Source organism: Shinella sp. SUS2 (assembly GCF_001262505.1).
Classification (GTDB): domain Bacteria; phylum Pseudomonadota; class Alphaproteobacteria; order Rhizobiales; family Rhizobiaceae; genus Shinella.
Window position 1 is genome coordinate 194605 of record NZ_KQ410724.1, and the last position, 24214, is coordinate 218818.

A 24214-nucleotide genomic window follows, 5' to 3' on the forward strand; every position below is an offset into this window, starting at 1 on the left:
GCAAATCATGAAAATCGGACTTTTCCTGGCGGTGCTCGGCGCCGTCGCGCTCTCCTGCGCGCTCATCATCTCCCCCGTCGCTCATCCGGCGGATGTTTCCGACATCTTTGCGATGTGGCCGGACACGAAAACGGCGATCGCCATGACCATCATGCCGGCGCTCAACTATCGCGCCCGCGGTATCATTGGCGTTCGTGCCGATGGCTCGGGTGTGACACAGATCCTCAATGAGCTGAAATCCACCTTCGAGCAGTTCAAGGCGGCTCGCGAAGATGAAATCAAGGGCATCAACGCCAGGTTTGCCGATGTCGTCACAACCGAAAAGGTTGACCGCATCAACAAGGATATCGAAGCGCTCAACAGGGCGGTGAACGATGCGAACCAGTTGATCGCCGCCGCGGCGGTGGGCGGTGCGGGCGGCATCAACCACGATCCTGATGTGGTCGAGCACGCAACGGCCTTCAACAAGTGGTTCCGCAAGGGTGTCGACAACGGTCTTTCGGACCTGGAAGTCAAGGCGAAGCTGACGACCCAGTCGGACCCCGACGGCGGCTACATGGTGCCGAGCGAGACCGAGGCGACCATCGATCGCATTCTCGGCACGGTGTCGGCAATCCGCGGTCTCGCCCGTGTCGTGCAAATCTCGACGAGTGAGTACAAGAAGCTCGTCAACGTCGGCGGCGCTACTTCCGGATGGGTCGGCGAAGAAGACGATCGCCCGGAGACGGCGACCCCCAAGCTTCGCGAGATCATCATCAATACCGGTGAAATCTACGCGCAGCCCGGCGCCACGCAGACGACGCTGGACGACGCCCGCATCGACATGGCGGCCTGGCTCGGTGAGGAGATCTCCATCGAATTTGCCGAGCAGGAAAGCCGCGCATTTGTTGCCGGCAACGGCAAGAAAAAACCGCGCGGTATCCTCTCTTACGACATGGTCGCGAATGACAGTTGGGCGTGGGGCAAGCTGGGCTATGTTGCTTCCGGCGACGCCACGGCGTTCCCGGCGACGAGCCAGACGTTCAATCCGACAGACGTTCTGATCGACCTCTACTATGCGCTGAAGGCCGGCTACCGTCAGAATGGCTCGTTCCTCATGTCGGACAAGGTCATGGCCACCGTCCGCAAGTGGAAGGATGCCGACGGCAATTACATCTGGAATCCGCCCACCGCTGCCGGCGAAGTCGCAACGGTTCTCCAGAAGCCGGTCTATACCGACGACAACATGCCGGCTGTCGCTGCCAATGCCCTCCCCATCGCGTTCGGTGACTTCCGGCGCGCATACATGATCGCCGATCGTATCGGCATTCGTGTGCTCCGTGACCCCTTCACCTCCAAGCCGAACGTGCTGTTCTACACGACGAAGCGCGTCGGCGGCGGCATCGTCAACTTCGAGGCGCTGAAGCTCCTCAAGATTGCGACGAGCTGACACGCAGGCATTGCGGGGCGCTCGTCGCCCCGTTCCTCCCCTTTCAAGAACAAGGACCATGTCCATGAAGGATCTTCACTCCAAGATCTCGGCTATGCCGATCATCATGGCCGCCCTGTCGGCCGACAATACCCCCTCCGCTCTTGACCTTAAGGGCTACGACTCTGCCGAAATCTTGCTGGGCGTCGGCATTGGTGGTGTCACCTTCACCGGTACCGACAAGATCGAATTCAAGTTGACCCATGCCGATGACAAGGCTGACGGCTCAGCCCCGGATGCCGGCGACTTCAGTGCCGTGGCGCTGAAGGACGTTCTCGGCGTTGAGAGCGTTGGCAGTGGCGGAATCATCAAGGCCTTGACGGCCGCGCATCCCGCGGCCGCGGCGTACCGCGTGGGATACAAGGGGGGGAAACGCTGGCTGAAGCTTCTGGCGGATTTCAGCGGGACGCACGGTTCTGCGACCCCGCTTGGCGTTTTCCTGCTGCGCGGCAACGGCTTCGACAATCCGCAGGCAAACCAGGCCTGACGCATCTCGGGCAGGCGGCATTCCGCCTGCTGTACCCTTTCCAATCAGAGGATCATATGATGCAAGCGAAGGTTCTCCAGCCCTTTCCGGGCGTTCCCGACGGGCAGATCTATCCGAAAAACTTCGCCGAGGGTGATGTCTTGGATGGTGCCCTGGCACAGGTGGCCGTTGACGCGGGCCTCGCTGAGATCGTATCGGACGAAGCCAATGACGCCGTGCCCGCCGACGTGGATGCAATGTCGGTGGAGCAGCTCAAAGCGCACGCATCCGACAAGGGCGTTGATCTCGCCGGTGCGACCAAGAAGGCCGATATCATCGCAGCTATCGTTGCGGCGGAGGCAAAGTAAGCGCTATGGCGATCCGCGTCATTGTTCCACCGGGGCCGATCATTACACCGGCTGACATTCCGGGCGACCATGAGCCAGATGATGCTGTGGTCAAGGCGCGGATCGCCGCTGTCACTCACGCGATTGATGGGCCTGCCGGCCTGGTAGGACGGTCGTTCGGTCCGCAAACCTTGGAACTGGCTGCTCCTGCGTTTCGCAGGATGATGCGGCTGACGTTCGGCCCGATCATCAAGATCGATCAGGTATCGTTCCTGGACGGAAGTGATGCAGAGCAGATCGTTGACCCTGCGGCTTATCGGCTTGCAGAGAACTACGCCTATTTCGGCGAAGGATTGCCTTCGCGGACCGCGTGCGCGCCGGATGCCGTCCGTATCCGGTATCGTGCAGGCTATGATGGCGTGGCCGTTTCAGGCGGTGGAACGGGAGAGGTGCCGGCGAACGTCAAACTGGCGATCATCATGGAGGTTCAATACCTCCAGAGTGTTTTGGCTACAGGGGATTTCTTCGTCCGGAGCGAGGAAGTCGAAGGGGTTGGTGTCACGACCTATACAGTGTCTGAGGCCGCTGAACGCGTGATCTCCGCTCGCAGGGGTGCGCTTCTTCAGAATTTGATGGTGCCGGCGCTATGAGGCCTGATCGCGCCATCGCAATGCTCGATCGGCAACTTGCCTCACATGGCTCGAAGGTCGTGTTCGCACGGCAGGGGGCCCCTCAACATGAGGCGCGTGCGTTTGTGCGAGGATACACCTCTGAAGAGTTGGTTGGACTGATCGAGCAGGCAGACCGTAAGCTTGTTGTATCGCCGACTAGCCTTGCTGGGTTCATGCCGAAGAAAAAGGATCGGGTGACCGCCAGCGGGAAATCCGGGACTGTCGAGGACGTTGATCCAGTTGAAATCGATGGTGTCGTCGTGCGGTTCAATATCCGGGTGAGGCTCGCCGCCTGATGGCCCGGAACTCTACTCAGGCCTTCCACATCGCGGCGCGAGCGACGGTCGAGGCAACACGTCAAGCACTGATCGACACAGCGAAGCGTGAGCATTCCCGGGTCATGAAGACCGACCCGCAGCCGGCGCGCTTCACAAGGACCGTCGATGGCGTCACCGGTGCGCGGGAGGAGGCCGTCAAGGTCAATGGCCGGATCGTCTATCGATATCCGCGCCTAGAGGAAATCGTGCGCGCGGCGATGGAGTTGCTATTTGATCTTTCGCCCGTCCTGTCCGGCGAATACCGGCTCGGCCACACCATCCTTGTCGGCGGCGGCGCGGTCAGCGACCTGTCGGCCTGGGATGGTACGGGGGAGGTGGTTATCACCAATGTGCTTCCCTATTCGCGCAAGATCGAGTCCGGCAGGATGAAGATGCGCGTGCCCGGCACGGACCATGTCTATGAGCAGGCCCAGTTCCTACTTCGCCAGCGCTTCGGCAACCAGGCGCGCATCAAGTTCACATATCGCAGCTCAGTTCCGGGCAGGGCTGGAAACAAGTCGGCCAATCGGTTCCCTGCGCTCGAAATCGAGGCAAACCGCTGATGGGCAGCTATTCCGGCGGAAAGGCCGCCATCAGGCAGCGCCTCGTCGACAATTGGACGGCGACGCGGATTGCCTTTCAGAATGAGGCCCCGGCCGAACCGTGGCCGCCGACTTTGACCACGCCGGACGCTCCCGATGTACCGGCGCCTGCGCCGTGGGTGTTTCTGGAGATCACGACCATGCCGGGCGGCGGGATGCGTGGTGCGGGTACGCCGGGGCAACAGGTTTGGGTGACGTATGGCTTCATCCTGGTGCACGTTTTCGTGCCGACCGATACCGGCGATGCCATCGCCAGCGAGTTCGCCGAGACGATCGGCGAAATCTTCCGGGGCAAGAAGTTTTACGACGACCGCAATGATGGCTGCTACGTCCGCACATGGGCGCCTCGTGTCGACGAGGGCGGCCCGGCTGTCTCCGCATCCGATATCGAATGGGCCAACAATGGCTCATGGCACCGCGTCACGATGAGCTGCCCGTTTGAATACTGGCACCTCGGCTGATCTTCCGGCCTCGACCGGATCGCCGTTTCCCCGCCCTTCGGCAAGGCGTCACCATACCGTGGAGAAATGAAAGATGGCGTATCAAACCGCTCGCCAGGTCGAGGTTTCGTACAAGCTTCAGACCGTCAAGGGCACTCCGCCGTCCAACTCGGGCGCGAAAGCATTCCGCATCAACGACGGTGGCCTCAACCTCACGAAGGACCCGATCAACTCGAACGAAAACCGCCGCGACGGCATGACGACGCGCGGCCGCCATGGATCGCGCAGCGTCACCGGCAACTATACCGGCGATCTGTCGGTCGGCACGTTTGACGAGCTGGTCGAGGCTCTGTTCTGGGGAACGTTCGACGCGGCACTGACGATCGACGAGGGGACGGCCGGCCTGTCGAGCGCCACGCTCGCCGTCGGTGCGAATACGATCACCGCGTCCGCGGGTTCGTGGATTGCCTCCGGCCTGCGTGTCGGTGATGTTATCCGGCCCACGTCCGGCCTTGTCGCCGGTAACCTCAACCGCAACCTTCGCATCATCGGCCTGACGGCTACGGTGATCACGGTTGCGGAAGACCTCACCGTCGAGGCCGGCCCGATCGCGGCATACACCTTCGTGCGCCCGAAGAAGGTGATGCAGGGCAATACGCGGCGCGCGTTCTGCTTCGAGGAGCGTGAGATCGACATCGACGGTTCCGAAATCTTCGAATGGTGCCGGGTCGGATCCATGGCGCTCGAAATGCAGCCGAACGGCATGGCCACCGTCAATTTCGGCATCGTCGGCCGCAACATGGAGGTGCAGGAGGGTGTGGAAAGCCCGTACTTCACCGATCCGGCCTACACGACGAGCACCGGCCTGACCGCCGTCGAGGCGAAGATCATGCTCGGCTCCGAAGAGGTCGTCGATCTGACCGCCCTGTCGCTGAATTTTGACCGCCGTGCGTCCGGAACGCCTGTCGTCGGCTCCGTCCTGACGCCCGACGTGTTCGACAACAATATGACGGTCGCCGGCTCGATCACCGGGCTGCGGCAGGATTTCAACAAGACCAAGGCGTTCCTGGAAGAAGACGACCTCAGCCTGCATCTGCTCTTCGCCGAGAACGCGGCGGAACCGGCGAACTTCATCTCGGTCGTCATTCCGTACCTGTCCCTGTCAACCTCTTCGAAGTCGGCGATCGGACAGGACGGGCCGCGGACGCAGTCGCTCGATCTGATGATCGGCGTGGATCCCCGCGGCGGCGCCTATGAGCCGTGCATGGCGATCTGGCAGACGAGTGCTGCGTGATGGCCCCGCGCGCGAAAATGGAAGTAACCACCACCGGCGAGGCGCTGCGAGCATCCGAAGCAGCGATGGAGCCGCTGCCGGAAGCTGATGGGCCGGAAAAGACCGGCTCGGTTTTCTATGCGAAGAGCGGCGGTCTTGGTCCGTATGTTGAAGGCTCGTCCGTGCTGTCCACGGACGGCGTAGTCCTCTGGCAGGCGGGTGTCCTGCGAAGCGCGATCGAAGCCGCTCGCGCTGAAGGCTACGTCGTCCAGATGCCGTTTCGGATCGAGGATCTTGACCGCATCTCCGTCTCGGCGACAGCGAAGACCATCCCGACCACCTAGCCGCCCGACCAGCGGACCAGCTCGCGCAAGCGAGGTCACTGTGACGCGGCCTGCGCGTGTCGGCGTGCAGGCCGCACCCTTCCGACAGAGGATATGGAAATGAAGAACGACGCAGCAGTCGAGAGTTTCTCGTTCGCCGATTTCGAAGAAGCTGAAACCGGCAACATGACGGTCGCCGTCCATGGCCGCCCGACGAACTGGGTGTGGACCTTCGCGGGCCCGGGCCATGACAAGACCATCGAGCAGTCCAACCGGCTTGCCAAGGAGCGGCTTCACCAGGAGCGGCAGATCGAGCAGCAGCGCGTCAACGGGAAAAAGGTGAAGCTGCCGGAAGAGGCGGTCGACGATATCCGCAGCCGCAATGTGCGCATGGTGGTGGATCGTATCGTCGGGTGGTCGCCCGTCAAGATCGACGGTGAGGACTATGCGTTTACGCCGGACAACGCATACAAGCTGCTGATCAATCCGAAGCGTGCCGGCCTCCTCACGCAGGCGATGGAGTTCCTTGCCGCCGAGAGTTCTTTTACGCCGCGCTCTGCGACGAGCTGATCGAGCACGCGGAGCGTGAATTCGAGTTGGCCGCCCGCGACAAGGATGGCCACTCCCTCCGGGAGACCCTTCAAGGGCTCCTGGAGCGGGCACGAAGCGGCGGGAAGCGGGCTGAACTTGAAGAGCAGCTGTGGGTCCCTCCTCGTCCGGAAGCCCTCGATTATCTCTGGTCGATCTATTTTCGGATACGTCGCCGATGCTCCTCGACCGGCCTGGGGCCGGCGCGGATAACCTGGCCCGACATCGACGCATTCGTTCGCAATTCCGGTGTGCGGATGGCCCCCTGGGAAATCCGCTTGATCGAAGATTTGGATGACGCCTGGCTCAGTTCGCAGTCGTCCTGATGTTGCGCGCTGTCATCCTAACCTGAAGGAAGCCGTCCCTTGTCGCAAGTTGTCACGGAACTGGTCATCGACGGATCTGGCGCTCTTCGCGTGCTCGACCAGTACGAGCGCGGGATGGACAATGCTGCCCGGTCGACGCAGCAGACGACTGGCGCTGTCTCTGCCTTCAGTACTGCCATGGGCAAGTTCGCGGCCATGCAGGAGAAGGGTCTTGCGATCACCACTCAGAAGGTCGAGCGCATTTCGCGGGAGCAGAAGGCCTGGGAAAATTTGCAGTCCTCCGTCAACAGGGCAACCGGTCTTGAGATCAAGCTGCGCCGTGAAGCGCAACAGGCGGCCGTCGTCGCGGCAAATGCCGTGGTGCTTGGATACGAGACGCAGGAAAATGCACTGCGAAATCTTGTCGCTCTGGAGGCAAAGCACGCGGCGCAACTCGCGGATGTGAGGAACGTTGGGCGGACGGCTGTGGCCTCGACAAACGAGATGGCGCAGGCATCAAGGCGACTTGCCGCCGCAAACGACAATGCGCAGTTCGCGACGGCGAACCTCGCTGCACAATTTCAGGATATTGCGGTCACGTCCGCCATGGGGATGTCGCCGCTCCAGATCGCGCTGCAGCAGGGCACCCAGATTTCTGCTGTGCTCGGCCCGATGGGTGCTGCCGGCGCGGTTCGGTCGCTCGGCGGTGCCTTCCTCTCCATCATCAATCCCGTCTCTCTCGTAACGATCGGCCTCGTTGCGGCTGCGGCTGCTGCCGTGCAGTACTTCATGGCTGCCGACGACGGGGCTGTTCAGATCGAGGAACAGCTGCGGAAGCAAGAGGATCTCATCCGAGCGGTGGCTTCGAGATGGGCTGATGCCGCTCCGGCGCTAAAGGCCTATGCGGATGAGCTTGATCGGGCCCGCGAGTCCCAGGAGCGATATGCCGCCGTCTCGGCGGCGGCCGAGATGAAAATCAAGGGCCTCAAAGCAGAGATGGAGGGGCTTCTCGGCGCGATCGGGCGGATGGACACCGACTATAGTCTGTCGAATGCGATCAATTCGGCTGATGTCGAGCAAGTCCGCGCGTTCCGGGAAAGCATGCTTGGCGTGAAAGACGCCATCGACGAGGGCAGGGATCCAACATTCAAATTGAACGATGCCATCGGCGCCCTGTCCGCAATCTTTCAGGACAATGCCGCGCCGGCCGTGAAGGAGCTCCTGGATAACCTTACCGACGTGGCCGATAAAATGCGCGAGGTTGCGAATGAGGCTAAGTCCCTTACCTCGCTGCCAAGCCTGTCGCCGCTCTGGTCCGAGAGTGGACGCTTCCTTTCTGAACAGGAGTTCTTGCCTCGCGTGCCCGGCACGCCATCCCGCCGGCCGTTGATCGAGCTTGAAGGCCTGCCAGGTGCGGAGAAGCAGGAAAAGCAACTCCAGAAGCTGAGGGAAGGCTACCGAGATCTTATCCTCAGTGCCAATCAGCGCATTGACCAGATGCGGCTTGAACTGGAGCTTTCCGGCACGAGCGGGGCGGCGGCGGATGCGCTGCGCTTTGAGCAGGACCTGCTTGCGCAGACGATGGAAAAGCTCGGCAAGATCACACCGGACCAGCGCCGCGAGATCCATGGCCTAGCACAGGAATATGGACAGCTTGCTCAGGCTCTGGAAGAGGCACGGGTAAAATCTGACCTGCTTTTCGAGCGGGAGCAGATGGCCCGCAGCCCGGTCGATCAGCGCGTCGCCTCCCAGATGCGCAACCTCTATGGTGACGAATACAAGTCGCACATGGACGACGCCATCGCAGACCAGATCCGTCTGAACGACCAGTGGCGCACGGCACAGGATGAATTGCAGGAGGTCGGCGATATCGGCGCGAATGCGCTCGGCGGCCTCTTGGATATTCTCTATGAATCCGGCGATGCGACTGAGCAGTTGATGAAGCTGTTTGCCAATATCGGCAAGCAGTTCGCGCAGATGGGTCTCGATCGCATGATCGGGAACCTGAAGGCCGGGAAATCCATCTTCGATCTTTCCAGTTTCGGTGGCCGTTCTGCTGCCGATACCAAGGCGTCGGCCATTGCGATCGGTCGGGAGATCGGTGGCGCCGTCGCGCCGACCGTGACGACCGGGTTCAAGTCGGGCCTCGACGTATGGGCGGCAGGAATCCGTAAGATCGAAAGCGGCTCCTATGCCGGAAATTACGGCGCAGTCGGCCCCGTGACGAGCCGCGGCGACCGTGCCTATGGCGCCTATCAGGTCATGGGCGCGAATATCTCGACATGGACCAAGGAAGTTCTGGGGCAGTCGCTCTCGATCAAGGAATTCCTCGCGGATCAGTCGGCGCAGGACAAGATTTTCTATGCCAAGTTCAGCCAGTCCGCCGACAAATTCGGCTCGATGGCCGATGCTACGTCCGTGTGGTTTTCCGGGCGTCCGATCTCGCGCGCGGGCAACGCCAGCGATGGTTACAACACCGTCCCGCAGTATGTGGGCAAGGTGCAGTCGGCGGTGGATGCCTATCCGGGCAGCCTTCGTCAGGGTGTTTCCGACGGCGTTGTCGATGCAAATCGCCGGGTGCAGCAGAATGCCACTATGCAGGGCATGGATTCGCCCGGCGCGACAGGGCAGATGGGGAAGCTGGAGGCCTTGCTTGGTCTCGGCGGCGCTGCGTTCGGTGCCTTTGCCGGCGGTTACCAGTCCGGGAATCCGCTTATGGGCGGCCTCTCCGGTGCTATGTCAGGTTTTGGTGCGGCTCCGGCACTCTCTGCGCTTGGTCTCGGCTCGGCGGCCGGGCCGATTGGCATCATCGGCGGTGCGGTCCTTGGCATCCTTGGCGGTATCTTCGGCAGGAGCCGTCAGAAGCGGAAGGAAAAAGAGCAGGCGAGGGCAGAGCTTGAATCGCAGCGGGGCGCGATCCAGTCCCTGATTGACGCGGCCATGGGCACCCCATCCGGGGAATCCGAAAGCGCCTGGCGCCAGATGAGCGACGAAATCGCCAAGGCGCGCAAGCTCGCTTCGAAGGCCGGCGATAGCGCCTTGGTGAAGGAACTCGATCTCGCTTCCGAGACGTTTTTTAACTTCCTGGTCGACGACTGGCGGCGCGGGCTCGATGGCGTGATGAAAGCCATGGAGAGCGGCCACGGCATGGATGGTGCCTTTGTCCGGGCGCAGAAGGCCATCAGTGATCTGTCGGACACGCTCGTCGGCTTTGTGAAGGATGCGGAATGGTTCGCCGAGACGGGCGGCGACTACGAGAAGGCCAAGCTGACGAAGAAGGAGGCTGACAACTCCACCGGGACCAGTGCCTTCAAGCTCGGGCAGGATGACGATCGTAAGCGCTACTATGACCCGATCTCGCAGGACTATCGCACGGCGGTCACGCGCTATGCGGACGAGCTGAAGAAGCTCGGCATTGAGGCGTTCACGATGACCGGGCCGAGGAATGAGCAGTACGAGGTTGCCGCGTTCTCTTCCGTCGACGCCCTGATGAAGAAGATGACCGACCTCGGCGTCGTCTTCGACGATCTCGGTAACATCCTGACGGCCGATCAGATCAAGGAGCGCCTGGAGCGCGAGAAGGAACTGCAGCGTGCCATCGAGGGCGCCCAGAAGGCGGCGCAGGAAATGGCGCTGCGCCAGTTGACCGGTGCGGAGGAGTTTACCCAGATCGAGACGGCCATCCAGACGCTGGAAGGCACGGCGGCCGGGCTCCAGACCACACTCGAAAAGCTCGGCATGACGGCCGATGAGGCTGCGGATGCGATTGCGAAGGGTCTATCCGAGGCCCTGAAAAAGCTGCGCGACGACTATGTGAAGGACCTCACGCGCTCGATCAACGAGCTTTCGGGCGCCGGCTACATCAATGATGTGATGGACGCCATGAAGCTCTATGAGGAACGCCTCAAGGACAGTAAGGCGCTGGGCATCGACACGTCCATGGCCTTCACGGAACTGACGTTGTCGCTCCGGGAAATCTCGCGTGAGGCCGGTCTTTCCGGCGACGACCTGAAATACCTTGCCAAGCTGTTCCCGGATCTCGCCAAGGTCTTCAAGGGGATTTCGCCCTCCGGCGGTATCGCCGAGGCACAGGCGGCGGTTGATCGTGCCAAGGCGGACCTGCGTGCAGCCTATGACGAGGAGGCGCGCGCAATCGAGGGCACGATCAGCCGCCTCAAGAGCTTCATCAGCAGCATCGAGAAATTCAAGGTTTCCCTGAAACTCGACGACCAGCTTTCCCCGCTGTCACCGTTCGACAAGTTCGCGGAGGCGCAGAAGCGTTTCCAGGAAGTGTCGCAGAAGGCGCTTGCCGGCGATGAGACGGCGATGGGCGAGCTGGAGGATGTGTCGCGGCAGTACCTGGAGGAGGCGCGGGCCTATTATGCCTCCAGCGAGCAGTATTTTGCGATCTTCACCCAGGTGGAGGCCATTCTCGATCAGGCGCTTTCGTCGGCCAAGGGGCAGCTGTCCACGTCCGAGCAGCAGCTCGTGACGCTGAAGGATCAGGTGTCCAAGCTGATCGACATCAACGATAGCGTGATGTCGGTGGCGGATGCCATCGCCGCCCTGCAGTCGTCGATCGACAAGCTCGATGGTCTCGGCGGCTCCAGCGAGGAGTTCGATCCGACGAAGCACTGGTCGAAGTCGGTGAAGGATTTTTACGGTCAGCTCCAGGCCTACAAGAAAGAGACCGGCAGCAGTGTTGCACCGGCCGAGATCGCCAGCGTCTGGAGCGCCTTCGCGTCGGCCGGTTCTGGCAAGGAATATGACATGCTCGCCCGGGCATACACCGAGATTCTGAAGAGCCTGATGCCGAAGTCCGGCATGCAGTTCGGCGGGATTGTGGGTGCTTATGCCGACGGCGGGATTGTCGGGAACGGCATCTATGATCGGGACAGCGTCCTCGCGCGCTATGCCGGCGGTGGAAACATCGCGCTGGCCGGCGGTGAGCAGATCATCCGTGCTACTTCCGTCACGGCGACGACGCGTCCATTCCTCGATCACGTCAACCGGACTGGCACTGTGCCGAGCAATGACAACTCTGCCGTCGCGGCCGAACTTCGGGCGCTCCGGGCTGAGGTCGCGGCGCTGCGGGCCGAGCGGAAGGAAGGCGACAAGGTCGTTGCCGCGGGGGCGCAGCATGTTGCCAGCGCCGTCGAAAGTGGCACTCGGGCGACCGAGGATGTCGGCCGGAAGGTCAACCAGCAAAGCCTGAGAAGGTAAGCATGAACGCCCCCGAATATCTCATCGAAATCGCGGCCTGGGTCGGCGATGCCGATAAGGTGTTGCGTGTCGCCACCTGCGGCTACAACACCGGCCCCGGCGACAATCCGCCGAACGCGCACTATCTCGACGTGGTGGCGGACCCCGGCAGCTTCGTGCGCCACCTGTTCGGGCCGGCGCGCACGACCGGGCGATCCGAGGTCAGCTATGGTGAGATCCAGCTTTCGAACGCCAACGGCGAGCTTGATGGCTGGATCGACTATGGCTTTGACGGACGCACCGTGGTGGTCAAGCGGCTGTCGTCGCGCCGGGCGCCGTATTCCAGCGCAATCACGGTTCTTCGCGGCACGGTCGAACGGTTGGATGCCGATAATGCCTGGCTTGGTTTTCGGCTGCGCTTCTACGATCGCCGCCGGTCCATCGACAAGCCGATACAGGAGAATGTCTATGCCGGCACGACGATCTCGGCCGGACCAACCGCCGAGGGCAATCTCGACCTGAAAGACAGCGTCAAACCGCTGTGCTTCGGGCATTGCCTCAATGTGCCGCCGGCCCTCGCGAATGCCTTTGACCTGATCTACCAGGTGCACGACGGAGCGGTGTCGTCGATCGCGGTCTATGACGGCGGCGTGCCGCTCACGCTCGGCGTCAACCATGCCAATATTGCCGCGTTGCAGGCGGCAACGATCCGGCCGGGACGGTTTGATACCTGTCTTGCCCTCGGTCTCTTCCGGCTTGGCGGCTCGCCGGCCTTTGTCGTAACGGCCGATGTATTGGAGGGGGCGACCGCTGCGGCGCGCTATCCGGGCGCCGTCGTGCGTCGGATGCTGGCGAAGATGGGCCTGACCGGCTCCGGCAATGTCAACGTCGCGAGCTTCAATACGCTGGACGCCTCGGCGCAGATGGAAGCCGGGATCTGGCTCGACACGCAGACGGCCGGGCTTGCCGCCATGGGGGATGTGCTGGCGTCGGTCGGCGGGTGGATCATTCCGGGTGCAGACGGTGCTTTTGAGGCTGGGCGTTTGCTGGCGCCCGGCGTGCCTGTCGGCAACATCAACGATGACGACATGCTGAAGGACAGCCTAGGCATCATCACGTCGACGGACACGGACGGCGGCCTGCCGGCGTGGCGCGTCGTTCTCGAATATGCCCGCAACTGGCAGGTTCAGGACGATGCCCAGCTCGGCGGCTGCGTCGAGATGGCGCGGCGGGCGTTTCTCGCAGCCGAGATGCGCGAGGAAAAGATCGAGGACGCAGCGGTGCGCGTCAAGCATCTGCTTGCGCCTGAAATGCGGGTTTCCACCCTCATCGTCGACCAGGAGGCGGCAGAGGCAGAGGCGGCTCGCTGGCTGGATCTCTACAGCGTGCGGCGGGACATCCTGTCTTTCTCGATGCCCCACGCGGATGCGGACGCCTTCCAGCTCGGGAAGACGGTGAAGATCGTCCTGCCGCGATGGGGATACGAGGCGGGCCGCAACATGGTGGTGATCGGCCGAGAGGAAACCTTGCGCGATTACACCGTCACCCTGACGGTTTGGGGCTGAGATGGCCGATAGCGGGATCACCGTTTCCGGGCTGACGGCCACCGGCGGCGTCGGGCAGATTGCGCTTGGCTGGTCGGTGACCGAAGCAAGCTGCTTGCCCTATCTGCGCCTCGACAAGGTGGAGATCTGGGAGGCGACGGCCAACAATCGGGATTCGGCGGTCAAGGTTGCCGAGATCTTCGGGGCGCAATATGTGCGCGGCGGGCTCGGCAAGTCGGTCTCCCGGCGCTACTGGATCCGGGCGCGCGATGCTTCGGGCAATCTCGGGGAGTGGTTCCCGGAAAGCCCGACGGCCGGCATTCTCGGCACGACGACCAGCACGACACCGAGTGCGAACGTCCTTTCGGATGTCAGCGCCAACGCAGGCAGCATCACAGCGGGCAGTATCACCGGCGTGATCATCACCGGCTCATTCATCCGCACGGCTGCCTCTGGCGCTCGTGTCGAGATGAATAGCGACCAGAATGCGTTGCTTGTCTACCAAAGCGGATCGGTCGCCACCGCGCAAATTCGCGCCATCGCAGACAATACGGTCGCATCGTTCTACGGCAACTATGGCCCCGCGCCGGTCATGAACGTTCAGAATGACGGCAACGGTCCTGCCGCCCGTCTAGCCGGGCGCGGTTTGAACCCGGCCGTCCTCGATGTCGACAACCTCGGCACGGGGTCCGGCCGGGATGGCGCGCGCATCCGCAACTCGGGCAATTCCAGCGGCGGCGTTGCCTTCATCGGCCGAGCCTCGGCGAATGGCGGTTACGCATTCTATGCTCAGAACGGGGGATATGGTCCCTTTACCGGGCAGCACGACGCCATGATCCGGCCGGATGTCGCATTGGTGGAGGGTGACATCGTTGTTGATCTTCGCGTGCTGCTACGCAGAGGCATCGACGACACGCTCACCGAAGTGGAGGTTGCCAATCATCGCGCGCAGAAGGGCGCTCTTGGCGTTGTCTCCCGCCGTGTTGCGCAGGATCGAAAGCTCGGCGGTTATTTCGCCGTCCTTCCACGAGATGACGATCTCGGCCTTCCGACGCTGATGGAGCGGCTCATCTGCCACAAGTACGACCGGCTGGTCGTGAACTCGGTAGGCGAGGGCCAGATCAACGTTTGCGGCCGGGGCGGCGACATCGCCGCCGGCGACCTGCTGATCACGTCGTCGATGCGCGGCAAGGCTGAGCGGCAAGGCGACGAGATCGTCTATTCCTTCACCGTCGCCAAGGCACGCGAGGACGTGACCTTTACCCATCCGGACGAGGTTCGCCTTGTCGCATGCACATATCATTGCGGGTGAGCGATGTCTGACGCTGTCTTTCTCTTTCGTCCATCCTCCGACAAGGCGCTTCTCAGCGGCGGGAGCTGGATTGCCGACGGCGATGTCGCCCTCCGCAACGTCCAGAACGACAGATACTCGAGCATCGCGCGGTCGGCCACGCTGCTTGCAGCGGATGCCCGTATCCGCGTCGACATGCGGCGAGCCGTGGATGTTCGCGGGTTTGCCCTCGCGCTGCCGAATGCGACGACGACCTGCCGAGTGCGTGTTTCCGCCTATGCGGGTGGCGACTATAGCGCACCGCTGTTCCAAACTGAATGGCGCGATGGCGGCGAGGCCGGCGATACATGGCGAGACGACGAGCGGGCGCCGATCCTGTCGGCGGCGTTCGATCAGCCGGTGACGGCGCGCTATTGGCTGGTGGAGATTGACGATCCGCTCAATCCAGCCGGATCGATCGAGGTTTCCCGGCTGTTTCTGGCTGAGGGCCTGTCTCCTTCGTTCAACTATTCCTATGGCGCGACACTCTCGTTTCGGAACAACACGCTCTCCTCCAGCACGCTATCCGGTAAATCGGTGCAATGGCGGCGCATCAGCCCGCGCCAGTGGCAGTGTGCGTTCGAGTACCTACCGGACCCGGAAGCGTTCGGCTCGGTCTATGACTTCCTGCGCTACGTCGGCTTCGACCGTGAGGTCTTCATTATCCCGGAGCAGGGTGACCGCACGAATGCACAGGCGCGGCGGTTCTTCGCGACCGTCACGCAGCTGGACGCGCTTTCCCAGGCGGTGGTCGGGCGTTCCAATTTCGGTTTCGGTGTTGAAGAGCGGGTAGCGTCTGCAGCCGTGGTCGAAGATGCGGTCGTGGTGCCGACCGTCACCTTCCAGTTTGCAGCCTTCGCGCCGGACATCATCGCAGGCTCGGCCATAGACATTCCGTCCTGCACCTTCACCGTCACCACATTCGCGCCTGATGTGGTGACCGGGGCCGCGATCGACGTGCCGGCGACCACGTTCCAGTTCGCCACCTATCTGCCGGTGCTGGGTAACCCGACCGAGATCGACGTTCCGGTCGTCGAGTTCACATTCACGGATTTCGCGCCCGACATCATCACCGGGGCGGCCATCGATGTTCCGTCCTGCGACTTTGCTTTCGCTCTCTATCCGCCGCAGCCGATGGGCGCATTCGGCTCCGGCTTCAATGCCGGTTTCTCCTGATCGGAAAGGATCATCCCATGGCAGTTACCACCCAGCCCTACAATCACACGGCGACGCTCATCAACGGCGGCAACATCAATCTCGCCACGCTCAAGGTGATGCTTCTGAGCGACGGCGCAAGCTTCACGGCCGCCAACACGGAATTGACGCAGGTCACCAATGCCGGAGCCTTCGAGGTCTCGGGCAATGGCTGGACGGCGGGCGGGAGAGCGATTGCCAATGCGACTGTCACAACCGTCGAAACCAGCGGCTCGATGCTGGATGCCGACGACATCGAGGTGACCGCCACTGGCGGCCCGATCGGGCCCGCTTATGGCGCGGTGGTCTACGATGACAGCGATCCCGATGACGCGCCGCTGTTCTTCATCAACTTCGATGGGCCGAAGTCCTCAGACGACGGCATTCCCTTCGTGATCCGCTGGTCGTCGAACGGCATCTGGCGCGTCCTGAAGGTTTGATGGAGGGATCGACATGGCTGTACGTACGCGCACGCAGCTCAAGGACGACGCGGCGGCCGCGCTGCCCGACAACGTTTCCGGCGAGATTTCACCGGCGGATGTTCGCGGGCGCGTAGAGGATCTCGCTGACAGCGCCTTCCTGGCCGGCGACACCGCCTCTGATGCGAATATTCGAGGCGCCGCGGCGGGGAAGGTTCTCACGTCCGGCAATGTGTGGAGCGCTGCTGCCGCCCTCGATCTCGGAAACCTGACCGGCACGGTATTGCTCGACTTCGCGACGTTCCTCGGTCTCGTTTCCGGCATTGCAACAGGCAACATTACGCTCGGCGCGACCAGCAACGTCAAGCCGGGCCAGACGGTTGTGCTCGACATCAAGCAGGATGCGACGGGCGGCCGGACGCTTGCCCTTAATGCCACCTACTGGTTGGCCCCAGAGGGGGCGGTCCCAGCATGGGATACCACGGCGAACGCTCGCAATGTCCTTGTCGGGACTGCGCTGGGCGATGGCAAGGTATTGCTGGCCCTTGCCGGAAAGAAGGTGTCGTGATGCTTCCGGGATTGGTTGCGGCTGCGCTCATGGGCGGGAAGTCGGCTGTGACCCCAACCATTGACTACCTCCAGCAGACCGCTGGGGATAGCGCTGCCAGCCAAACACTGACGGGCGTCAACATTGGGGCCGCCCACGCAAAACGCATCGTCGCCGTCGCGATTTACCTCCGAAACTCGGGAGGCGCCCGCACTGTCTCCTCGTGCACGATCGGCGGCGTGGCGGCGACAGTTGTCAACTCGCCCGGCCCAGATTTGTCTATGGCGATTGCTTATGCGGCGGTTCCGACGGGGACAACTGCGGATATCGCGATCACCGCAAGTGGCACTCTGTTGGCTAAGAGGATTGCGACATATCGTATCATCGCGAATAGCCCGACACCATCTGACAGTTTGACCACAGTCAGCACGTCTCCGTCCCTGAGTTTATCGAACTCCGCTGTCGGCATGTTCGCCGTCAATAATGCGGCGGCGGCAAACGGCAATTCTCTGTCGTCGTCTTCCAATATCACCATCGACATGAGCCGCACCGATACCAGCTCCAACCGAGTTTCTGAGGCTGGCCGGGTAAATTCTATCGGTTCGGCCTTCAGTATGGCGTCTAGCGGCGGGCAGAGTCTTTCTCTCATCGGTGTCGGATGGGCCTGACATCGGCTAAAATTTCATCGAGGACATCATGACGCTTTATCGCGAAGCGCCTGGGCCGTTTCCGGTCTGGGCGGGAGAACCCATTGATGGCGTGCTTTATCAGCGCGAGATCGAGCAGCTTTGGTCCGCTGCCGATCTGGAGGCTGTCGGCCTCTGGCGCGACGACATGATCGCTGCGGCGGTCCCTGTTCCTGATGGCAAGCAAGTCAACTCGACGAACGTCCAGCGTGTGGAGGGCGTGGTGCGTTACGTCAACACGGTGGTGGATATCCCGCGCCCGACCGAAGACCAGGTGGATGCTGAGCGTGATCGCCGCATCTCCGGCGGTTTTGTCTTCGGCGGCGTAACCTATCAGTCGCGGCCCGAGGATCGCGAAAACATCACCGGGGCGTCTCTGGCCGCACTTGCCGCCATGACGAATGGCGCGCAGCCAGGCAATCTGCGCTGGCACGGCGGCGACAGCGATTTCATGTGGATCGCGGCCGACAACTCCACCCACCCCATGGACGCGCAGACGGTCTTCGCATTCGGACAGACCGCGATGGCACATAAGCAAGGCATGATCTTTGCCGCTCGCGCCCTCAAGGACGCCGACCCGATCCCGCTCGACTACACCGACGACGCGTACTGGCCGTAGGCTTTCCGAAGGACACCACCATGAAAACCCGAACTTTCGCGGCGGCCTTGTGCTGCCTGCTTCTAACCGGCTGCGCCTCCCGCGAGGATCGCCAGTGGCGCGACCTTCAAACCATCCTCGAATATCAAGAGGCCCGCTGATGCTCGACGAGTTCAAAATCGATATCTCCAATCTCGGCCACGCTGCTGAGGCCCTTCTATTCGCTCTGGTGCTGATGGTGGTCTTCGGGCTGTTCGGCGTGCCAACGGCGACGGGCTTCCTCTATGGCGCCATCCTCATGCTCGCCGTCTATATCGGCCGCGAGAAGCGGGACTGCGAAACCGGGCTCAAGCTAAAGGCCGGCTCCCCTATGGCCTGGCTGCTCATGTGGCGGCGCTGGAAGAACGTTCTGGATCTTGCCGGGCCGTTCGTCGTGTTTCTGATCTCTCTGGGCGTCTCCGCCCGATAGCTCCCTCCCGTCGCATCCGTGCGCGACGGCACCTAGCCGCTTAGGCGGCGCTTTTTATTCCCAAAGGACAAACACATGGATCGCAATTTCGCGAAAGCGCTCTCGCTCGTCCTCAAACATGAAGGCGGGTGGGCCGATCACCCGAAAGACCCCGGCGGCGCCACCATGAAAGGCGTCACGTTGGCCAATTTCCGCCGATATGTGAAACCTAACGCGACGAAGGACGACCTTCGAAAGATCACCGATCAGCAGCTCGCCACCGTCTACCGGCGCTTCTACTGGGATGCCGTGGCTGGGGCCGAACTGCCCGATGGCATCGACTTCGCCGTCTTCGACTTCGCCGTGAACAGTGGGCCGGCGCGCGCGGCGCAGTATCTCCAGAAGGTTGTAGGTGTCGCACAAGATGGCAAGATCGGCCCGGCGACGATCAAGGCCACGAAGGCCGCTCTCCCGGCCACCGTCATCCACCGCCTTTGCGACGAGCGCCTTGCGTTCATGCAGCGCATCACCAGCAAGGGCAAGCGCCTTTGGGACACCTTCGGCAAGGGGTGGTCGAACCGGGTCCGTGACGTGCGCATCGAAGCTCTCGCCATGTCCGGCCGCCCGACGCCCGAGAACCCGTCCATAATCGAAAAGCGGGTCGAGGTTGAAAAGCCGGTCGTTCCCGTCGCTGTGGACAAGGCAGTCAAGAAGCAGACGAACGGCGGGAGCTGGCTCATTGGCGCTGGTGGCGTGGCGGGAACTGCCATGACCGGAGCTTTCGGTGCGAACTGGGAAACCATCGTGGCCGTCGGCGGCGTCGCCCTTGTCGCCCTTCTCCTGCTCTTCATCATGCGCCGGCAGATCATCGCGGCCGTGAAGGAGATCCGCGGCGAGGTCGAGCAATGATCCCGCTCATCACCGGCCTGAAGCTGGCGGCCGGCGCGATCCTCGGCGGCGTGATCGTCTACGCCTATGTGCAGGCCTTCACACTGCCGGCAGCCCGTGAGGCCGAAAGACAGGCCATCCGCGCCGAAACCCTTGAGCGTGCCATCGACCTCTACCAGCAAAGGAGCCGCACCAATGCGGACGTTCAGAAAATGGATGACGCTGCTGTCTGCGCTGAGCTTGGCGGGGTGTTCCGCGACGGCGTCTGTGGTTGACGGCTCGGGCTTCGAAACCCTCAAGCCTTCCTCCGCGACAAGAGCCTTCATTGTCGCCAACGACCGCCCCTTTGCCGATCAGGTCGTCAGCCATAACCGCACATGCAATGCACAGCCAGGATGCCGTAAATGAGCCCACCTGAGATTGACGCCGCCGTCCATCAGCAGCTCGGCGCACTAGACGCGAAGATGGATCGTGTCCTTGCGGATCAGGACCAGGCGCGCGCCGATCGGAAGCAGCAGTATTCAAAGGCGGAAAACCTCGAGCGCCGGATGGACGATCTGGACAGGAAGTTCGAGGGGGTCGCGGTACAGCTTGCCGAAGTGAAGACGACCACGAAGGAGATTGATCGCTGGAAGGAGCGGTTCGTCGGCATGCGGATGCTGATCGTCTTCGTGGCCGCCGCATTTGGGGCAACACTCGCCACGGCCGGGAAATGGATTCTCATAAAGTTCGGGTGGGTGTCCTAATCCCGGAGCTTCGGAGCTTCGGAGCCAAGCGAGGGAAAATGAGAGATAGGTAAATAAAACGTTGCCGCGTGCCTTGAATAAGGCAAATCAACCACCGATATGATCCAAGATTTGCATCCGCAGATCAAAAACAGAGCGGCCCGGAAGGTGTTAGCGCACCGACCGGGCCTGAAGTACCAACCTTGCGGCAGGCTATGTGATCACATGATGTCCATGTATTCATTAATTTTAGGATGTCAAGAGTTGCCGGCCTTCGCATAACGACATAACGAAAGGTTTATGTCTTATGCCGGAAATGAAAGTAATGCTTTTTAAATCGAGGAAGATCCGGGTCGACGAGAGCGGTCTCGTGTGCTTGAGCGACATTCATAGTGCAGCCGGCTTCTCGAAAAATCAGACGCCTTCCGACTACATGGCTTTGCCATCTTCGCAGAAGGAGGTGGTTGCCTTGGTGGGGAAAAAGACCGGAAAATCCGGTCTATTCGGGAAAACGGAGATCAAATCCGTTTGGTACAGCAAAAAGGGACCCGGTGGCGGTGTCTGGGCTGACGAGAATATTGCCCTCGGCTATGCCGCTTATCTTTCGCCAACGCTTGCCGTCGAAATCCGCGACGTCTTCCTTCGCTTTAAGAAGGGCGACGAATCCCTTGTTGATGAGATCCGGGAGAACGGGGCGAAGCGTGACGCGGTTCGGGAACAGCATCGCCAAATCGGGAAGAAGGTCCGCAAAGATTATACCGATACCCTAAAATCCCACGGGGTAACTAAGTGGTATGAATATGCCCACTGCACGAACGAGACTTATAAACACCTCTTGGGTGGCACCGCAAAGGAACTCCGGATATCCCGCAAGCTAGCCCCAAAGGCCAACGTGCGCGACCACATGTCTCTTGCTGAGATCGCCTATACGATGGCCTCCGAGGCTTTGGCTGTGGAGCGCATTGAAGATCAGAATGCCAACGGGTATGCCGAGTGCAAGACCGAAACTCGGATTGCTGCCACCACCATACGGGGTGCTATCGAGCATGATCGTCGGAATCGGCAGCAGCGTTTGGTCTGAGCCCGATCTCGAATAGTGCGGAGTCTATCGCCCCTCTGTCCCTTCGGGGATGGAGGGGCTTTTTTGCGTTCAGCCCCTCAGCCAGAGCGGCAATCCGTCCTCATCCAGCGGGCCTATACGCTGGGCGACCATTGCCGGCCGCACCCCGCTGCGCGCCAGCCCCTCGTCATACCAGTCTTCGACTGCCTTCGCGGCTTCCCACGTCTCGACCGTCCTGCCGCTGTGTGGCATTGGCCGCTGAAACCCTGGCCAGCCCGAACATCCTCCCGACCACAAGAACGTGCCCTTCTTCATGCTTGTCCGGTCTCGTGATACGCGGCCGATATAGAGGCCATCGTGGAAGGCGGACCAGTCTTCCGTCTCCTCGCCGGGCCAGGTGAGGACCCATTGGTATTTCCGCTGCCACTCCGCCACTGTCTATTCCATGTCCGGAAGATCGCCGCTTTGGAATAGGATTGTCGGCGGGCCGTAGTCGCCAAGGGCGATATCCGCGTCGCGGCTCCAGGCTATGACTCCCGCATATTCCCCTGCCATTGTGCGTGCAATCCGCATGGCTTTTTCCTCGGTTTCGATCTGTCGCGGTTCGAATGCGGGCAGCAGGTCGCCGTCGTCGGTCTTCGAATAGGCGGCGAGGACAATCAATTTTCCAGTTTGTGCCATCTAATCCTCCATCGGTGACCCCGTAAAATAAACCAGAACGGAGTGAGAACAAGAGGGCTTAAATATCGGCGTCGAACTGATACCGTCCGAACTGATCGGCGACGATGCGGACCGCATTTTCGGGCGCATGGACATAGGTCTCCAGAAAGACGGCCGAGCTCCTCCAGCCGCCCACTTCCATCGTCGTCCTGATATCCAGCCCCATCTCTATCGCGCTTGTCGCGAAGGTGTGCCGCCCGCAGGCATGGCTCGACTTGTAGCTGATCTCGGCCCGCTTGCAGACCGCGGCTATCCGGGTGTTGACGGATTGGCGGCTGCTATAGCCAAAAACCCGCTCATCGGGCCCGGCTGCACCGCGCAGGGCGGCAATCCTGTCGGCAACCTCGCCTGTCAGCCCGCGGCTGGAGTTTGTATCCGTCTTTGTTTTTCTCAGAAGGACGGTTCGGCGTGCTGTGTCGACATCGCGCCAGCGAACGTTGATGGCCTCCGTCACGCGCGCGCCGCAGGTTGCCATGAAGAGAACCAGGGCGGCGAGATTGTCGAGGCCGTCTTTGCGGCATTGGCGGGAAAATGCGTGGAGCCATGCCTTCTGGGCCGGCACCTTTCTTTTTGGGCGCTCCTCCTTGAACCGCCTTATGCGGATGTATCCGCACCATCCTCGATCATAGCCGTGTCGCATGACCGCCAGTGCCGGCGCCATGGCCTGACGGTTGCGGGTCGCGTTCTTCTGGTCCGGATAGAGCGCCAGGGCCATTTCGGTGATGTCGAATGGCACGATGTCGGTCAGCGGCCGGTCGCCAAAATACTCGACCACGCGAGGCAGATGCCGCCCGCTGCCGCCATTCTCGACGAAGCTCTCCGCTGCCTCCCGGAATGTCTTGCTGGCCCTCAGGTGTATGATGCCATAGTGGCCGTCGTGCTGCCGGCGGAAGGGCGCATCCATAATGGCCTCCTTGATCGAAATTCAACGAACGGTAGAAATTTGAGTTTTACATTTTGCCGGCAAGCCTTTGATATTGCGTCCGGCAGAATTTCAGAGTTTTACAGCCAAGCCCTTGTTCAGGCGGCCTAACCAGTAGCTTCCCAAGCGGACAGTTCGCCGGAAAATTGCACGGAACACAGGCGGAACATCCGTGGCGTTTTCCGTGTGAATTTCGGTCCGCGAAACTCCCACCGGGAGACTTTTTTCCACTTTTGTTCCTTTTGCAGTTTTTTGGGCTTGCATCCAAAACGTTGAGACTATAGGGGTTTCCGCGGTCCGGAATGTAGCGCAGCCCGGTAGCGCACTTGACTGGGGGTCAAGGGGTCGTGGGTTCGAATCCCGCCATTCCGACCATTCGAACCTAAGTATATCAAATACTTACAAGGCCGCCTTCGGGCGGCCTTTCGCGTTCGTGAAACTTTCCGTGGGAAAATAAGCAAATAATAAGCTGCCGCCAAAATGCTCATCGCGATATCGGCACCATGGCCGAGATCGCCGAGAACCTTCACCGCCGCGAGATCACGGCTCTGGAGCGCAGCGAGCTTCTCGCGAAGTGGGTAAAGCTGACCGAGGAGAAGCGACAGGTCCAATCGGCAGGCAACGAGCACTCGAAACCTGCGCAACTTGCGCCGGTATCCAAAGGAGGGCGCGGTAAGGCAAGCGGCATCCGCCAGGCGGCGCGGGAGATCGGCGTACCACGCGACAGTATAGCGCGCGCCGTAAAGGTTGCCGGATTGTCCGACGAGGCGAAAGAGGCGGCCAAAGAGGCTGGCCTCGCTGACAACCAGTCGGCTTTGCTGGCCGGCAACGAGATACGCAAGCTAAATTGCAAAAGTCGCGACCGCGAATTCTCCATCTGCGGTGAGCCGCACGCCGCGCGCCTGATCCACCTCGATCGCGCCGGCATCCAAGCAGGCGGCCCGTAGGCGCGCGAAGCGCTTCCGGGCGGCATCTAGCCGCCAAAGGCGCTCTTGGCCGCTCTCGCCCGCCCTGGGCGGCTCTATGCCCATCTCTTTGACGACCTGCCGCCAAGGAATGAAGCGCCCCGCGCTCGTCCTGCTCGCCAAGTCCTTCACAGCTCGCAGAAGCGGGAGGCATTTATCTCCGATC

Annotated in this window: 27 protein-coding genes and 1 tRNA gene; 25 read left to right on the forward strand and 3 right to left on the reverse strand. The window is 61.6% G+C overall.

Translation table 11 applies throughout. The features are described 5' to 3' along the window. Positions 1-7: 7 nt before the first annotated feature. The 23 genes from AKG11_RS03560 to AKG11_RS03675 all read left to right on the forward strand — a co-directional run bounded on the left by AKG11_RS03560 (position 8) and on the right by AKG11_RS03675 (position 21462). Entirely contained in the window at positions 8-1429 is a 1422-nt protein-coding gene (locus tag AKG11_RS03560; protein WP_088016391.1) for a phage major capsid protein, read from the forward strand. A 64-nt stretch (positions 1430-1493) separates the two neighbouring features. Continuing rightward, on the forward strand, positions 1494-1955 hold the full coding sequence (locus AKG11_RS03565) for a hypothetical protein (RefSeq protein ID WP_050743159.1): 462 nt from the start codon (positions 1494-1496) through the stop codon (positions 1953-1955). Between the two features lie 56 nt (positions 1956-2011). Next, complete coding sequence (locus AKG11_RS03570; protein ID WP_050742956.1) at positions 2012-2302, forward strand: hypothetical protein; 291 nt, start codon at positions 2012-2014, stop codon at positions 2300-2302. 5 nt (positions 2303-2307) lie between these two features. After that, positions 2308-2931 (forward strand): head-tail connector protein, encoded by a 624-nt coding sequence (locus AKG11_RS03575; RefSeq protein WP_050742957.1) that lies wholly within the window; start codon positions 2308-2310, stop codon positions 2929-2931. After that, entirely contained in the window at positions 2928-3248 is a 321-nt protein-coding gene (locus tag AKG11_RS03580) for a hypothetical protein (protein ID WP_050742958.1), read from the forward strand. The genes AKG11_RS03575 and AKG11_RS03580 overlap by 4 nt, the downstream gene beginning before the upstream one ends. Before the next feature lie 104 nt (positions 3249-3352). Further along, complete coding sequence (locus tag AKG11_RS03585) at positions 3353-3832, forward strand: hypothetical protein (protein ID WP_050742959.1); 480 nt, start codon at positions 3353-3355, stop codon at positions 3830-3832. Then, entirely contained in the window at positions 3832-4332 is a 501-nt protein-coding gene (locus AKG11_RS03590; RefSeq protein WP_050742960.1) for a hypothetical protein, read from the forward strand. Before AKG11_RS03585 ends, AKG11_RS03590 begins: the two co-directional genes overlap by 1 nt. A gap of 73 nt (positions 4333-4405) precedes the next feature. Beyond that, complete coding sequence (locus tag AKG11_RS03595) at positions 4406-5605, forward strand: phage tail tube protein (RefSeq protein ID WP_050742961.1); 1200 nt, start codon at positions 4406-4408, stop codon at positions 5603-5605. After that, positions 5605-5928 carry a hypothetical protein gene (locus AKG11_RS03600; RefSeq protein ID WP_050742962.1) on the forward strand — a complete coding sequence of 108 codons (324 nt, stop codon included), beginning with the start codon at positions 5605-5607 and terminating at the stop codon, positions 5926-5928. Before AKG11_RS03595 ends, AKG11_RS03600 begins: the two co-directional genes overlap by 1 nt. A gap of 99 nt (positions 5929-6027) precedes the next feature. Further along, entirely contained in the window at positions 6028-6477 is a 450-nt protein-coding gene (locus AKG11_RS03605) for a hypothetical protein (RefSeq protein WP_050742963.1), read from the forward strand. A gap of 383 nt (positions 6478-6860) precedes the next feature. After that, complete coding sequence (locus AKG11_RS03615; RefSeq protein ID WP_050742965.1) at positions 6861-12023, forward strand: phage tail length tape measure family protein; 5163 nt, start codon at positions 6861-6863, stop codon at positions 12021-12023. 2 nt (positions 12024-12025) lie between these two features. Then, positions 12026-13567: a hypothetical protein gene (locus AKG11_RS03620; RefSeq protein ID WP_050742966.1), complete on the forward strand. Its 1542-nt coding sequence runs from the start codon at positions 12026-12028 to the stop codon at positions 13565-13567. Between the two features lies 1 nt (position 13568). Then, positions 13569-14858, forward strand: a complete 1290-nt coding sequence (locus AKG11_RS03625; RefSeq protein ID WP_050742967.1) for a phage tail protein — start codon at positions 13569-13571, stop codon at positions 14856-14858. A gap of 3 nt (positions 14859-14861) precedes the next feature. Further along, on the forward strand, positions 14862-16052 hold the full coding sequence (locus AKG11_RS03630) for a hypothetical protein (RefSeq protein ID WP_050742968.1): 1191 nt from the start codon (positions 14862-14864) through the stop codon (positions 16050-16052). Between the two features lie 17 nt (positions 16053-16069). After that, entirely contained in the window at positions 16070-16510 is a 441-nt protein-coding gene (locus tag AKG11_RS03635; protein WP_050742969.1) for a hypothetical protein, read from the forward strand. A gap of 13 nt (positions 16511-16523) precedes the next feature. Continuing rightward, a complete protein-coding gene (locus tag AKG11_RS03640; protein WP_050742970.1) occupies positions 16524-17057 on the forward strand; it encodes a hypothetical protein in 534 nt (177 codons plus the stop codon). Beyond that, positions 17057-17704 carry a hypothetical protein gene (locus AKG11_RS34375; RefSeq protein ID WP_157255809.1) on the forward strand — a complete coding sequence of 216 codons (648 nt, stop codon included), beginning with the start codon at positions 17057-17059 and terminating at the stop codon, positions 17702-17704. Before AKG11_RS03640 ends, AKG11_RS34375 begins: the two co-directional genes overlap by 1 nt. 28 nt (positions 17705-17732) lie before the next feature. Beyond that, entirely contained in the window at positions 17733-18341 is a 609-nt protein-coding gene (locus AKG11_RS03650; RefSeq protein ID WP_050742972.1) for a DUF4376 domain-containing protein, read from the forward strand. Positions 18342-18480: 139 nt separating this feature from the next. Further along, positions 18481-18789: a hypothetical protein gene (locus AKG11_RS03655; RefSeq protein ID WP_050742973.1), complete on the forward strand. Its 309-nt coding sequence runs from the start codon at positions 18481-18483 to the stop codon at positions 18787-18789. Between the two features lie 75 nt (positions 18790-18864). Next, positions 18865-19677, forward strand: coding sequence for a glycoside hydrolase family 108 protein (locus tag AKG11_RS03660; protein WP_050742974.1), 813 nt, complete (start codon positions 18865-18867; stop codon positions 19675-19677). Beyond that, positions 19674-19931: a hypothetical protein gene (locus AKG11_RS03665; protein WP_050742975.1), complete on the forward strand. Its 258-nt coding sequence runs from the start codon at positions 19674-19676 to the stop codon at positions 19929-19931. The genes AKG11_RS03660 and AKG11_RS03665 overlap by 4 nt, the downstream gene beginning before the upstream one ends. Before the next feature lie 129 nt (positions 19932-20060). Continuing rightward, positions 20061-20402 carry a DUF1515 family protein gene (locus AKG11_RS03670; protein WP_050742976.1) on the forward strand — a complete coding sequence of 114 codons (342 nt, stop codon included), beginning with the start codon at positions 20061-20063 and terminating at the stop codon, positions 20400-20402. Positions 20403-20706: 304 nt separating this feature from the next. Further along, complete coding sequence (locus tag AKG11_RS03675) at positions 20707-21462, forward strand: KilA-N domain-containing protein (RefSeq protein ID WP_050742977.1); 756 nt, start codon at positions 20707-20709, stop codon at positions 21460-21462. 69 nt (positions 21463-21531) lie between these two features. Here the strand turns inward: AKG11_RS03675 and AKG11_RS03680 are convergent, their stop codons facing one another. The 3 genes from AKG11_RS03680 to AKG11_RS03690 are packed head-to-tail and all read right to left on the reverse strand — an operon-like array spanning position 21532 to position 23065. Then, complete coding sequence (locus AKG11_RS03680) at positions 21532-21876, reverse strand: hypothetical protein (RefSeq protein WP_050742978.1); 345 nt, start codon at positions 21874-21876, stop codon at positions 21532-21534. A gap of 3 nt (positions 21877-21879) precedes the next feature. Continuing rightward, positions 21880-22122, reverse strand: coding sequence for a hypothetical protein (locus tag AKG11_RS03685; protein WP_050742979.1), 243 nt, complete (start codon positions 22120-22122; stop codon positions 21880-21882). Positions 22123-22180: 58 nt separating this feature from the next. Continuing rightward, complete coding sequence (locus AKG11_RS03690) at positions 22181-23065, reverse strand: tyrosine-type recombinase/integrase (RefSeq protein WP_050742980.1); 885 nt, start codon at positions 23063-23065, stop codon at positions 22181-22183. Positions 23066-23381: 316 nt separating this feature from the next. Between AKG11_RS03690 and AKG11_RS03695 the strand changes: the two genes are divergently transcribed. Continuing rightward, a tRNA-Pro gene (locus AKG11_RS03695) sits at positions 23382-23458 on the forward strand. Between the two features lie 128 nt (positions 23459-23586). Beyond that, a complete protein-coding gene (locus tag AKG11_RS03700; RefSeq protein ID WP_050742981.1) occupies positions 23587-24030 on the forward strand; it encodes a hypothetical protein in 444 nt (147 codons plus the stop codon). Positions 24031-24214: the final 184 nt, after the last annotated feature.